This window comes from Streptomyces auratus, assembly GCF_050433025.1.
GTDB classification, from domain to species: domain Bacteria; phylum Actinomycetota; class Actinomycetes; order Streptomycetales; family Streptomycetaceae; genus Streptomyces; species Streptomyces sioyaensis.
On record NZ_JBNGCB010000003.1, the window covers coordinates 2,433,125 to 2,445,886 of the forward strand.

The 12,762-nt window shown below is 69.2% G+C and carries 12 protein-coding genes; 8 read left to right on the plus strand and 4 right to left on the minus strand.

Features of this window, described 5'->3' with window-relative positions; translation table 11 throughout:
• Position 1: 1 nt before the first annotated feature.
• On the minus strand, positions 2 to 1,381 hold the full coding sequence (gene ligM, locus BKA18_RS30340; protein WP_366044816.1) for a vanillate/3-O-methylgallate O-demethylase: 1,380 nt from the start codon (positions 1,379 to 1,381) through the stop codon (positions 2 to 4).
• A gap of 310 nt (positions 1,382 to 1,691) precedes the next feature.
• On the opposite strand from ligM, the gene BKA18_RS30345 reads away from it, so the two are divergent.
• The 3 genes from BKA18_RS30345 to folP are packed head-to-tail and all read left to right on the plus strand — an operon-like array spanning position 1,692 to position 3,838.
• Complete coding sequence (locus BKA18_RS30345; protein WP_366044815.1) at positions 1,692 to 2,051, plus strand: protocatechuate 3,4-dioxygenase; 360 nt, start codon at positions 1,692 to 1,694, stop codon at positions 2,049 to 2,051.
• Positions 2,044 to 2,901, plus strand: a complete 858-nt coding sequence (locus BKA18_RS30350; RefSeq protein ID WP_366044814.1) for a class III extradiol dioxygenase subunit beta — start codon at positions 2,044 to 2,046, stop codon at positions 2,899 to 2,901. Before BKA18_RS30345 ends, BKA18_RS30350 begins: the two co-directional genes overlap by 8 nt.
• 46 nt (positions 2,902 to 2,947) lie before the next feature.
• Positions 2,948 to 3,838, plus strand: coding sequence for a dihydropteroate synthase (gene folP, locus BKA18_RS30355; protein ID WP_429638721.1), 891 nt, complete (start codon positions 2,948 to 2,950; stop codon positions 3,836 to 3,838).
• On the opposite strand, the gene pabB is transcribed toward folP, so the two are convergent.
• Positions 3,815 to 5,599: an aminodeoxychorismate synthase component I gene (gene pabB / locus BKA18_RS30360; protein WP_366044813.1), complete on the minus strand. Its 1,785-nt coding sequence runs from the start codon at positions 5,597 to 5,599 to the stop codon at positions 3,815 to 3,817. The two genes, folP and pabB, sit on opposite strands and share 24 nt — an antisense overlap.
• A gap of 367 nt (positions 5,600 to 5,966) precedes the next feature.
• On the opposite strand from pabB, the gene BKA18_RS30365 reads away from it, so the two are divergent.
• The 5 genes from BKA18_RS30365 to BKA18_RS30385 all read left to right on the plus strand — a co-directional run bounded on the left by BKA18_RS30365 (position 5,967) and on the right by BKA18_RS30385 (position 10,794).
• The gene (locus BKA18_RS30365; RefSeq protein WP_366044812.1) at positions 5,967 to 7,328 is read left to right on the plus strand and encodes an aminomethyl transferase family protein; all 1,362 of its coding nucleotides are present in this window, start codon (positions 5,967 to 5,969) and stop codon (positions 7,326 to 7,328) included.
• A gap of 1 nt (position 7,329) precedes the next feature.
• Positions 7,330 to 8,199, plus strand: a complete 870-nt coding sequence (locus tag BKA18_RS30370; RefSeq protein WP_366044811.1) for a methylenetetrahydrofolate reductase — start codon at positions 7,330 to 7,332, stop codon at positions 8,197 to 8,199.
• 107 nt (positions 8,200 to 8,306) lie between these two features.
• On the plus strand, positions 8,307 to 9,266 hold the full coding sequence (locus tag BKA18_RS30375; protein ID WP_366044810.1) for a bifunctional 5,10-methylenetetrahydrofolate dehydrogenase/5,10-methenyltetrahydrofolate cyclohydrolase: 960 nt from the start codon (positions 8,307 to 8,309) through the stop codon (positions 9,264 to 9,266).
• Complete coding sequence (gene purU / locus BKA18_RS30380) at positions 9,263 to 10,135, plus strand: formyltetrahydrofolate deformylase (protein ID WP_366044809.1); 873 nt, start codon at positions 9,263 to 9,265, stop codon at positions 10,133 to 10,135. The genes BKA18_RS30375 and purU overlap by 4 nt, the downstream gene beginning before the upstream one ends.
• Positions 10,132 to 10,794, plus strand: coding sequence for a cyclodeaminase/cyclohydrolase family protein (locus tag BKA18_RS30385; RefSeq protein WP_366044808.1), 663 nt, complete (start codon positions 10,132 to 10,134; stop codon positions 10,792 to 10,794). The genes purU and BKA18_RS30385 overlap by 4 nt, the downstream gene beginning before the upstream one ends.
• Before the next feature lie 150 nt (positions 10,795 to 10,944).
• Here BKA18_RS30385 and BKA18_RS30390 read toward each other — a convergent pair whose 3' ends face one another.
• Together BKA18_RS30390 and BKA18_RS30395 are read right to left on the minus strand one after the other, a co-directional pair.
• Positions 10,945 to 12,312 carry an MFS transporter gene (locus BKA18_RS30390; protein WP_366044807.1) on the minus strand — a complete coding sequence of 456 codons (1,368 nt, stop codon included), beginning with the start codon at positions 12,310 to 12,312 and terminating at the stop codon, positions 10,945 to 10,947.
• Between the two features lie 141 nt (positions 12,313 to 12,453).
• The gene (locus BKA18_RS30395) at positions 12,454 to 12,732 is read right to left on the minus strand and encodes a muconolactone Delta-isomerase family protein (protein WP_366044806.1); all 279 of its coding nucleotides are present in this window, start codon (positions 12,730 to 12,732) and stop codon (positions 12,454 to 12,456) included.
• Between the last annotated feature and the right edge of the window lie 30 nt (positions 12,733 to 12,762).

Sequence of the window (12,762 nt, forward strand, 5' to 3'; positions counted from 1 at the left end):
CTCAGACGGAGGCGGAGGTGCGCCATCCCGGCTGGTAGGCCTCGCGGGCCGTCGCCGCGTAGGGGGCCGGGCTCACGATGGCGCGGACCGGGAACTGCCGGTGCGGCTGAACAGTCGTCTTCTCCGAGCCGCCGTTCGGCTCGCCCCAGACGACCGTGACCTCGGCACCCAGCGGGACATCGGGGTCGACCGTGGCCAGCGACAGGGCCGTGCGCTCGTTGGGGCTGTAGCCGGTGAACAGCGACAGACCGAGAAGGTTGCCGTCGGCGTCCTGCACCGCGTCGTAGTTGGACGAGCCGTAGTTGGCGTTGGGCAGATCGAAGAACTGGTAGCCGGGGCCTTCGGGGTCGACCGGAGAGGCGAGGAGCTTGGCGACGTCCTCGGCGTTCCAGGCGAGGGTGACCTTGCGGCGCTGGGTGTCCGGGGCGATGGCTTCGAGCGCGCTGCGGCCCACGAAGTCGTGGTCGAAGTTGACGAACCCGCCGTAGCCGAGTTCCCACGGGTTGAGGTAGTAGTCCTCGATGTTGTCGGAGACGAAGCTGCCGGCGAGTGCGTTGACCGCTTCGTAGCTGTCGGCACCGAGCCACTCGCGGTACGGGCGCAGCTCCTTCGAGGTGTAGATCGCGGGCAGCGGCGAGGGGATCCACCCCGATTCGAGTGTGTTGCAGGAGTAGGCCCGGCATCCGGCCGGCTCCAGGCCGAACTCCCGGCCGGCCTCAAGGATCGCGTCGCGGACCTTGTCGTACGTCTCGTACGGTCCCCAGATCTCCAGTCCGGGCGCTCCGGCCATGCCGTGGCGCAGCGTGCGGATGCGCTCACCGGCGATGTTCATGGAGCCCATCTTGAAGAACTTGACCTGCTCGACGTGGCCGCCGTTGACCTTCTCGATCACGTCCCAGGCGCGCGGACCCTGAATCTGGAAGCGCCAGACATCACGGGTGACCTGCTTGCCGTAGGGACGCGACGGGGAGCGGTCGTCGTATCGGATGTCGACGTGGTAGCCCTGTTCCGCGGTGTACATCAGCCAGTTGGCGACGGGAGCCCGCCCGACGAAGACGAACTCCTCCTCGGCCAGCCGGAACAGGATGCCGTCGCCGATCACGCCGCCCTCGGGGGAGACCGGGACGAACTGCTTGGCCGAGTCGACCGGGAAATTCGCGGTGCTGTTGATGCCGGTGTCGGTGAACAAATTCAGTGCGTCGGGGCCGGACACCCACAGGTTGACCATGTGGTGCGACTGGTCGAACAGCACCGCGGTCTTCTGCCAGGCGATCGCTTCCCGGCGGAAGTTGGTGAACTCGGCCGGCACGACCGGGTAGATGTAGGCCCCGAGCTGAGAGCTTCGGAGCAGCTCTACGGTGTTGCCTGTCTGGTCCAACACGTCCTGAAGGTTTTTGGCGCTCATTGGGCTACCCGTTCTGAAGTGGCGGTTGTTCCGTCGTTCGACGCTAGGGAGTGATCCCGCCGCGTCGGCAGCGAGAAATGGCGCGAGTGGAATCGCCAGGACGGTCAGTGCCGGCACGTCATTTGACGTAGGGGAGCCGCTGTACGTCATTTGTCCCGCCCCGCCTTCGCCAGCTCGCCGCCGGGAAGTCGCGACAACTGCGCAATGGCAGGTGGGGCCGAGCGCTCTACCGTCGGAGCAGACCGCCGACGGGGTGTCGCGCGGCCCAAGCCAGGGAGTACCCCACATGACCAGCCGGAGCAGGCCGGACCCGCAGGGGACCTACGTCTTCGACGGTCCCACGAGTCGCCGAGGGCACCACATGAACAAGCTGTTCATGTCCCTTCGAGAACGGAACGCCCGCCGGGAATTCAGCGCGGACGAAGCCGCGTACTGCCGGAAGTTCGGACTCTCCGCAGAGCAGACCACTGCGACTCTCGGTCGTGACTGGCAGGCCATGCTCGACCTCGGCGGGAGCATCTTCTACATCTACAAGCTCGCGTGTATGGACGGGCTGACCCTGCAGTACCTCGGCGGAGTGTTCACCGGGATGTCCGAGGCGGAGTTCAAGGCCGCGATGCTGGCGGGAGGGCGGACCGATGTCTGAGGTGATCTGGGGACTGGCGACGTCGCATGTGCCGTCCATCGGGGCGGCGATGGATCGGGGCATGACCGCGGACCCGGTGTGGAGTCCGCTGTTCGAGGGGTACCGGCCGGCGCGGGAGTGGCTCGCGGAGCACACGCCGGACGTCGCGATCCTGGTCTACAACGACCACGCCAACGGCGTCGACCTCGACATCGTCCCGACGTTCGCGATCGGCACGGCGGAGAACTACCGGGTGGCGGACGAGGGCTTCGGCCGTCGTCCGGTGCCGGACGTCGTCGGGGATCCCGAGTTCTCCTTTCACCTTCTGCAGCAGCTGATGGACGAGGGCTTCGACCTCACGGTCTTCTCGGAGCTCGATGTCGACCACGGCTTCACGGTGCCCCTGTCGGTCTGGACGCCGGAGCCCGGCGACGCCTGGCCCTGCCCCGTCATCCCGATCATGGTGAACGTCATCAGCTACCCGCAGCCGACCGCGGCGCGCTGCTACGCGCTCGGCAAGGCCCTCGGCCGCGCGATCGCCGGCTACGGCGGCGCGCGGACGGTAGGCATCCTCGGCACAGGTGGAATGTCGCACCAAATCGCGGGCGCCCGGGCCGGGTTCATCAACCCCACCTTCGACCACATGTTCTTCGAGGCGATCGAGAAGGATCCCGAGAAGCTGGCCGCGCTGAGCCGGGAGGACTACATCCGCCAGGCCGGCTCGGAGGGTATCGAGCTGATCATGTGGCTGGTCATGCGCGGAGCGCTGAACGCCGAGGTCCGCAAGGTCCATTCGGCCTACCACGTGCCCGCATCCAACACCGCGGCCGGCCTCGCCCTCTTCGACAACCGGACCGCACAGCCGACCTGATCGGCCAGCTGTCCACCTCGCCCCGATGCATGAAGGAAGTCGGCCGATGTCCATGGAGAGTCTTGCGCGGTTGCGGGGCACCGCCGAAGAAGGGGACGTCCCCACCGAACGGTGCCGAGTGATGGGGGTCGTCAATGTCACCCCGGATTCGTTCTCCGACGGTGGCTTGTACTCCACGACGGATTCGGCGGTGACGCACGGACTTGCGCTCCGGGACGCCGGCGCCGACTACGTCGACGTCGGCGGGGAGTCCACTCGACCGGGAGCCGGCCGCGTGGATGCCGCGGACGAACTGCGCCGGGTGATTCCCGTCGTGCGGGAACTGGCGGCGGCCGGGGTGCCGGTCAGCATCGACACCACCCGGGCCGCGGTCGCCGAGGCAGCCGTGGCCGCGGGTGCGGTACTGGTCAACGACGTCAGCGGCGGCCTGGCCGACCCCGCCATGGCCCGGGTCGTGGCGGCCGCCGAGGTGCCGTGGGTGCTCAACCACTCACGTGGACCGAGCCGGGACATGTACGCGACGGCCGGGTACGACGACATCGTGCGCGAGGTCGCGGCCGAGCTGCTCCTGCGGGTGGACGGTGCCGTCGAGGCCGGCGTCCACCCGGACCGGCTGATTCTCGATCCGGGGCTCGGTTTCGCAAAGCGGGGCGAGCAGAACTGGCTCCTGCTCGCCCACCTCGACGACCTGCTCCGTCTTGGCTTCCCCGTGCTCGTCGGTGCATCCAGGAAACGCTTTCTGAGCGATGCCCTGTACGGTGACGGACCCTGCCGGCCGGTACTCGACCGGGATGCCGCGACGCTCGCCACGAGCGTGGTCGCCGCACGGGCCGGCGCATGGGGGGTCCGGGTACATGACGTGGCCGCCTCGGCCGACGCGGTGCGGGTGGTCTCCGTCCTGTGCCGAGCCCGGTCAGCCGGCAGCGAGCGTGCCTGACAGCACCGTCGCGGGCCGCCACCCGCGCAGGGAGCTGACCAGGGCTACCCCCTCGGCTCGGCACAGGTCGGCCGGATGGAGGGTCCGTTCGCGCAGGAAGCCCGTCTCGACCAGCCGTCCGCGTGCGACTCCAGGGAGGCAGCCGCCGCCGAGCGGGGGAGTCCACCAGGCGTGGTCGAGCCGGACGGCGAGGTTGGCCGTGCAGGCCTCGGTGAGTTCACCCCGCTCGTTGACCAGCAGCACGTCGTCGGCCTGCGGATGACGCGCGAGTCGGGAGGTGTAGGGCTGTCGCCGGCTCGTCTTGTGGTGTGGCCAGCACTGCGTCGAGTCCACGGGCTCCGCATCGATGGCGAGCCGGACCGGGTGGCGGTCCGCGGCGGGCAGGTCCGCGACATCGACGACCACACCGCCGTCGCGGAACAGCAGCAGCCGTACCCGCGCGTCCCCTTCTCCGGCCAGGCGTTCGGCGACGGCTTCGCGCACCGCCGCCGCATCGAAGGCGAACCCGAAGTACGCGGCCGAGTCCGCCGCGCGGGCGAGATGCCGGTCGAACGACCGTGGACCGCTTCCGGCCCGGTGGCGGAGTGTCTCGATCAGATGGAACTCCTCCGGGCGGGCATCGAGTACGCGGGCCTTCGCCAGCAGTTCGCTGTACTCCGCAGCGGGCTCGGAGCCCCACGTGATGCCGCCCCCTGTTCCGTAACCGGTGACACCTGTCCGACGGTCGAGCAGCAAGGTGCGGATCGCCACGGAGAAGCGGGCCGAGAAGCGCGCACCGGGCTGGTCCGGGGGCGCGACGACACCGATCGCCCCGCAGTAGACCCCGCGCGGGCCGTCCTCGACCTCGGCGATGAGGTCCATGGTCCGCGCCTTCGGCGCCCCGGTGACCGAGCCGCACGGGAACAGGGCACGGAAGACGTCGCTCAGCCCGACCTCGGCGCCCAGTTCAGCGGTGACGTCGGAAGTGAGCTGGTGGACGGTCTCATAGCGCTCGGCGCGCAGCAGAGAGGGAACCGCCACCGAGCCCGGTACGGCGATGCGGGCGAGGTCGTTCCGGACGAGGTCGACGATCATGACGTTCTCGGCCCGTTCCTTGGGGCTCGACAGCAGCCGTGCCACGACGTCGGTGTCCTCACCGGTGGTCCGTCCCCGGGCGGCCGTTCCCTTCATCGGGCGCATCAGGATCCGGGTGCCTCGTGTCTCGAAGAACAGCTCGGGACTCGCGCTCGCCACCACGAAGCGGCCGGTGTCCAGATAGGCGTTGTACGCGCCCCGCTGCCCGAGCGCGAGGTTCCGGTACAGCTGCTCCGGCTCGCCCCGTACCGATCCGGTCAGTCGCGTCGTCAGGTTGCACTGGTAGGTCTCGCCCGCCGCGATGTGCGCCTTGACCCACTGAACGGCCCGCGCGTGCGTGGGCTCGTCCCACGCCGGCTGCCACGGACCGGCCAGGGCAGCCGGCCCGGCCTCGTGGCCCACGACCGGCACGTTCCGCGGGGCATCGGTGATGCCGAACCAGGCGAGCGGCAGGCCCTCGACGGGTTCGCGCACGACAAGCCCCGCATCCAGGCCCGGCGCGGCCTCGTAGCTGACGAATCCGAAGGCCCACCGGCCTGTTGCCGCCAGGTGCCCGACGGCGTCGAGCACCTCGACGACTTCTTCGGGGCGCTCCGCGACCAGTTCCTTTTCGACCGGTCCGAAGAGCTGGGCGCTACCCGAGACCAGGTCGTCGAACCGGGCCCGCGAGCCGGGGAGGTGTCGCATCGGGCCGCCTTCCATCGTCGGGATCCGCCTGCTCACAAGGCCGGATACGGCATCGCCGCGCATTCGATGCTGCCTGTCGCCCAGGCCCCTCCGGATCGGCGTATCGCGCAAGGGCACCCCGTCTTCCGTCGGCGTCGGACAGAGTCATCTGTCGTGGTCCGGCCTCCCGGGTGCGCGACTACGTCACTTGTCCCGCTGGGGGCGCGACGCTCGCCGAGCACATGTCCGGTCATCCGAGTGTTCTTTGATCAAGGCCGGGTTCCTAGCGTCGTAGGAGGCCCGGAGCCAAGCCCAACGACGCTGCCACGGCGGTCTCGAAGGCGGTGTGCCCCGACCCACACCACCCAGCGGAAAGGTTTTTTGCATCATGACTGTTGAGAGTCTGGCGGCGGCCATCGCCCGCGTCGGGAATCCGGTCGAGCTGCTGCGCAACACCGCCGCACGCGCCCACACCTTCCCCGTCACACCGGAGTTCACCAACTGGCGTTCCGAGCAGCGCGCCTGGGCGGAGTCCTGCGCGCTCCTCGACCAGTCGCACCACATGACCGACCTGTTCCTCAAGGGCCCCGACGCGCTGAAGCTGCTCAGCGACCTGGGGGTGAACAGCTTCGCCAATTTCGGGGTGAACAAGGCCAAGCAGTTCGTGGCAGTGAACCCGGACGGCCAGCTGATCGGTGATGCGATCCTGTTCCACCTGGAGGAGGAGCTGTTCGACCTCGTCGGGCACCCGATGGTGATCGACTGGGTACTGTTCCACGTCGGGCGCGGGGACTACAGGGTCACTACCGAGCGCGACGAGAACTCCGCCGTCCGGCCCTCCGGCCCGCCGACGTTCTACCGCTACGAACTCCAGGGGCCGACCGCTGCGGCGGTCCTCGAACAGGCCACCGGACGGCCACTGCCGCAGACCAAGTTCTTCCACATGGCCGACTTCTCCCTCGCCGGCCGCACGGTCCGCGGTCTGCGCCACGGCATGGCCGGCCAACCGGGCTTCGAGCTGTTCGGGCCCTGGGAGGAGGGAGAGGCCGTCCTTGAGGCCCTCCTGGAGGCCGGGAAGGACCACGGGCTCGTCCGTGTGGGAGCGAAGGCGTACTCGAATGCCAATCTCGAGTCGGGCTGGGTGCCGGCGCCGATCCCCGCGATCTTCGGCGACGACCCGCTGCTCAAGGAGTACCGGGAGTGGCTGCCGGCCCGCGCCGTCGGCGCCATCGGCGGCAGCATGGACTCGGACGACATCGCCGACTACTACCTCACCCCCTACGACATCGGTTACGACCGCAACGTCAGGTTCGACCACGACTTCATCGGCCGCGCGGCACTTGAGGAGCTCGCCGGGAATCCGCCGCGTACCAAGGTCACCCTCGTCTGGAACGACGACGACGTCACCGCCGCGATGGGGTCGCTGCTCGGCGAGGGCCCGGGAGCCAAGTACATCGAGTTTCCCAAGGCTCGCTACGCGCTGCATCAGGAGGACAAGGTTCTGCTGAACGGCGAGCAGATCGGCCTCTCACTGGACTGCGGCTACCTCGCCAACGAGCGGGCCATGCTCTCCCTGGCCACCCTGGCCAAGGAGCACGCCACGCCCGGTACCGAGGTCACCGTCGTCTGGGGCGAGCAGCCGAACTCGACGAAGCCACAGGTCGAAGAACATCGGCCCTGGGAGATCCGGGCCACCGTCGCCCCCGTCCCCTACGTCCAGTTCGCTCGCACCAGCTACCGGGACAAGTGACATGACGCTGGCAACGGAGAAGGGCGCTCTCCCACGGAACGCCCACGCGGCCCTGGCTCACGCGCTGCGCACCGCCACCTACGAGGTCCTGCCCTTCAAGAGCGCTGAGGAGAAGGTTCTCGCCCACGTACCTACGGACGTGGCGCTCACGGTGACGACCACCGAGGCGAAGGGACTGGGGCCGACCATCGCCCTGGCCGCCTCGCTGACCCGGCAGGGGTACCGGGTCGCGCCCCATATCGCCGCGCGGCTGGTGCGCGACCAGGCGCAACTGGTGGACCTCGTACAGCAGTTGAGCGACAGCGGTATCGACCGTCTCTTCTGCATCGGCGGCGACGCCGCCGAACCGGCCGGGGATTTCCCGGATGCGCTGAGTCTGCTCCAGGGACTGCGGGCCGCCGGCCATTCCTTCTCGTGGGTCGGTATCGGTGGCTACCCCGAGGGGCACGGCCTCATCGGTGACGAACTGATCGAGCAGGCCCTGAAGGACAAGGCGCCGTACGCCACGCAGGCCATCACCCAACTCTGCTTCGACGCCGACACCACCGTCCAGTGGGCCCGCTCGATGCACTCGCGCGGCATCACGCTGCCGATCCGGGTCGGCATCCCCGGGGCCATCAGCCGGCAGAAGCTGATCCGGGTGTCGGCGAGTCTCGGGCTCGGACAGTCCGCACGGTTCCTGAAGAAGCAACAGAACATGTTCTGGCGCTTCTTCCTGCCCGGCGGCTACAGCCCCAACAAGCTGATCGAGAAGCTGATACCGGCGTTCGCCCAGGGCGACAACAACCTGCAGGGCTTCCACGTGTTCACCTTCAACGACCTGGACAGCACCGAAGCCTGGCGCCAGGCCTGGCTCGCCCGCCTGTCCTGACGGATCCCGCCGGTGCCGGCGTTCCCTTCGTCCCACGGGCCGGTCGTGTCACCGCAGCGCCGCACCGGCCTGCCCGTGGGCTTCCACCCCGAGGAGTTGCACCACCCATGAGTGCCCAGGTGATCGACGGGCGTGCCTGCGCTCGCGAGCTCAAAGAGAAGCTGTCGGCGGACGTGTCCTGCCTGAGGCAGGACGGACTCACCATCGGTCTGGCCACGATCCTCGTCGGCGACGGGTACGGCTCAGCAGCCTACGAACGCCGACTGCGCCGTCTCGCCGAAGAACTCGGCGTGCCCTACCAGCCGCATCCACTGCCCGCCGGCACCTCCCAGAACGACCTGATCGCCTTGGTCGAGCGGCTGAACGGGGACCCCGCGGTGTCCGGCATCCTCGTCCTGCGCCCCCTGCCGGCACATATCGACGAGGCCGCAGTGTTCCGGGCGATCGACCCCCGCAAGGACATCGAGGCCGTACACCCGGAGAACGCGGGGCTGCTCGCCCTCGGCGTGCCTCGTTTCGTCCCCTCCACCGCAGCCTCGGTGTTCCATCTGCTCGACACCTGGCTGGACTCGGTGGGCGAAGACCGCGCCGACTTCTACCACCGCGCGCTGATCGTCGTCGTCGGCCGCTCCAACAATGTGGGCAAGCCGGCGATTTCACTGGGCTACGAGCGACAGGCCACCGTCGAGTCCCTCGACGAGTGGGCCGACCGGACCACCGGCATCGGGCGTCACACACGCGCGGCCGACGTCCTGATCGTTGCCGCAGGCAAGGCCGGGCTGATCAAGGCTGAGCACGTCAGCGAGAAGGCGGTGGTGATCGATGTCGGGATCAACCCTCGGACCGGCGCCGACGGACGGGTGCACATGGTCGGCGATGTCGACCACGCCTCCGTCGCACCGCGGGTGAGAGCGCTCACTCCGGTCCCCGGAGGTGTGGGCCCCGTGACCGACGTGTGGCTGCTGCGCAACACCGTGCGCGCCGCCCGGCTCCTCGCCGGCCGCCCGGCCAGCGGCGACGCGCTTGCCCTGCCCGAACCGACCGACTCGCTCCTGGAGGCGTCATGAATCCGCCCACCGGCGCCCAGCGCGGCGTCCTGCTGCTCTCCTGCCCGGATGTCCCGGGCCTCGTCCACGCGGTCACCGGGCTGCTGGTGCAGGAGAAATGCACCATCGTGCAGAGCCAGCAGTTCGGCAGCACCACCAGCGAAACCTTCTTCATGCGGGTGGAGTTCGCGCACATCGACGGCTCGCCGCTGGACTTCGACGCGCTCAGGCTCGGGGTCCGGGTTCTCGCTGACAGGTTCGGCATGACCTGGCAACTGGCCGACACCGCACGGCGTCTGCGCACGGTCATCATGGTGAGCAAGTTCGCCCACTGCCTCAACGACCTGCTCTTCCGCAACTCCATCGGTGAGCTGAACCTCGACATCGTCGCGGTGGTGTCCAACCACCCCGACCTCGGCCGGATCGCCGACGGCTACGGCGTGCGGTTCCGGCACATCCCCCTGTCGAAGGACACCAAACCGCAGGCCGAGGCCGCCCTACTGGACCTGATCCGGGAGGAGCGGGTCGACCTCGTCGTCCTGGCCCGCTATATGCAGATCCTCTCCGACGGCCTGTGCCGGCAGCTGGAAGGCCGGGCCATCAACATCCACCACTCGATACTGCCGAGCTTCAAGGGCGCCAAGCCCTACCACCAGGCCCACGCGCGCGGCGTCAAGTTCATCGGGGCGACCGCGCACTACGTCACCGCCGACCTGGACGAGGGGCCGATCATCGAGCAGGAACACCTCCGCGTCGACCACTCGCTCAGCCCCGACCAGCTCGCGGCGCGCGGACGCGAGGCGGAGAGCCGAGCACTGGCACGCGCCGTCCGCTGGCACAGCGAGAACCGGATCGCGGTCATCGGCAACCGGGCCGTCGTCTTCCCATGACCGCCCACGACACCGAAACCGGCGACCTCGCACGGCAGCCGGTCGGACGATTCCTCGACGACCTCGCCTCCCGGACCCCCGCGCCGGGAGGCGGGGCCACTGCTGCGCTGCACGCAGCACAGGCCGCGGCGCTGCTCACCATGGTCGCCCGGTACACCACGGGCGAGAAGTACGCCGATTCAGCAGAACTCGTCGCCCGCGTCATCGAAGGAGCGGAGGCGAAACGCACCGCCGCGCTGCGGCTCGCCGCCGAAGACGCAGCGGCGTTCACCGCAGTGACCCAGGCGTACGGACTGCCGCGTGCCACGCCGCAGGACAAGGAACGACGGTCCGCGGCGATCGCCGCCGCGCTCGCGGCAGCCGCGGGCCCGCCGGCCGAGGTGATCCGGGTCGCGTACTCGCTGATGACGCACGCCGAGGCCCTCTTGCCGGTGGCGAACCGCAACGTCATCACCGACGTCGCCGCGGCCGGCGAGGCGGCACGGGCCGCCGCCACCACGGCCCGGCTCAACGTCGAGATCAACCTCGGCGGCATCCGCGACGAGGCGGCCCGATCCGATCTCCTTGGCGTGCTTGAGCAGGTCGACCCGCTCATCCGCCGTGCCGCCGCGGTGGAGCGCTCGGTGCGCACGGCCCTGGCAGCGAAGCCCACGCCCTGACGTCCGAGGCCCCGGACCCCTCCATGCCTGCCCGCCCGCGCCGGGGGCAGGCACCGGCCCAGCTGACCACTGAGCGGCTGATCGAGCAGATGGCACCGCAGGAGCAGGAGCGTCTGCTCCTGCTCCTGCGGCATGGTGTGGGCACCACCGTCAGCCCGCGGATCCCTCGGCGAGCGGGTGGGCCGGCTTGACCAGGGCCGGCGCGGAGGCCGGCTCCTCGGCGTAGAGGATCCTGCGGTTGGCGCACAGGACGGCGGCCAGGCTGATCAGGCAGACCACCGCGATCAGCACGGAGACCGCCGCGCTGCTGCCGAAGTCGGCGAACAGGGCCGTGGCCAGCAGTGGGGTGATACCGCCGCCGAGGATCGAGGCGATGGTGTAGCTGATCGTGGAACCGCTGTAGCGCAGCCGGACGGGGAACATCTGCGTGATCAGCGCCGGCTGAGTGCCCGCCATGATCGAGTTCGCGACGGTGATGCCGAGGAGCCCCACCACGATCAGGGCGATCGACCCGGTGTCGACGAGCCAGAACAGCGGGAATGCCCACACCGCACCGACCGCCGCGCCGACGGCGAAGGTGGCCTTGCGGCCGAAGCGGTCCCCGGCGAGACCCGCGGCGAGCATCATCAGGAGCCACGCCGCACTGACCCCGACGAGGATCCACAGCATCGTCGAGACGGGCAGCTTCAGGGTCGCGGCGCCGTAAGAGACCATGTACACCGAGACCAGATAGCCGATCGCCGGCGCCGCGATGGACGCGAGGCTGCCGATCAGGATCTGCATCGGGTTGCGCCGGAAGACCTCGACGACGGGCAGCTTTTCGATCTGGCCCGCCTCGCGAACCGTGTTGAATTCGCTGCTCTCCTCGATGCGCAGGCGGATGACGAGACCGACGACGATGAGGACCGCACTGGTCAGGAAGGCGACGCGCCAGCCCCAGGCGGCGAAGTCCTCGGGCGACATCACTCCGGTGAGCAGCAGGAAGGCCAGCTGCGACAGCAGAATCCCGGACGGCAGGCCCAGCTGCGGGAAGCAGCCGTAGAGTGAGCGCCGCTTCGCCGGTGCGTTCTCGACCGCCATGAGCACGGCACCGGCCCATTCGCCTCCGACCCCGGCGCCCTGCACCAGGCGGAGCACTATCAGCAGGATCGGTGCCCAGACGCCGATCGACTCGTAGGTGGGGATCAGGCCGATCAGTGTCGTCGCGCTGCCCATCATGAGCAACGAGACCACCAGCATCGACTTGCGGCCGACCCGGTCGCCGAAGTGGCCCATCACCATGCCGCCAAGGGGACGGGCGATGAACCCGACAGCGAAGGTCCCCAGGGCCGCGAGCGTGCCCGCCAGATCGGAGAAGCCGGGGAAGAACTGGACGCGGAACACGAGGGTCGCCGCGACGCCGTAGATGAAGAAGTCGTACCACTCGATCGTGGTGCCGATGTAGCTGGCGAAGGCGACCGTGCCGGGCTTGCGGCCGGGCACGGCGCCACTCTGCTGGGTGGGCGAACTGCTGGACATGGACGCTCCTCGTTGAGCAGGTGCCCGGTCCGGGCGGACCGGGCGGGATCGAAGGTGATGCGGTGGTGCCCCCCTGCCGACCGGTCGGACGCGGTCGATGTCCATCAGCGCAGGCCGATCAGTTGCGCCTGAGGCAGGCGCTCACTGCTCTTCCTGCGGGTGCGTGGCGAGTGCTTCGACGGTGACGTCCATCCACACCCACATCGGCAAAGAGGTCAGCGCCTCGTGCAGGGCCGCGGGGTCCTCGGCCTCGTAGAGCCCGAGGGTGGCGTTGCGCCCGGGCACCCGCCACAGTCGCTTGAGGATCCCGGCGTCACGCAGCTCCATGGCCCGCTTGCGCTCGCCCTTCCTGAGCCGATCGCGGACTTCGTCGGCGGTGTCGTTGGGCAGTCGGTTCTCGGTGCGGACCAGGAATTCCACGGTGATTCTCCTCAGCGGCGGGAACAGTTC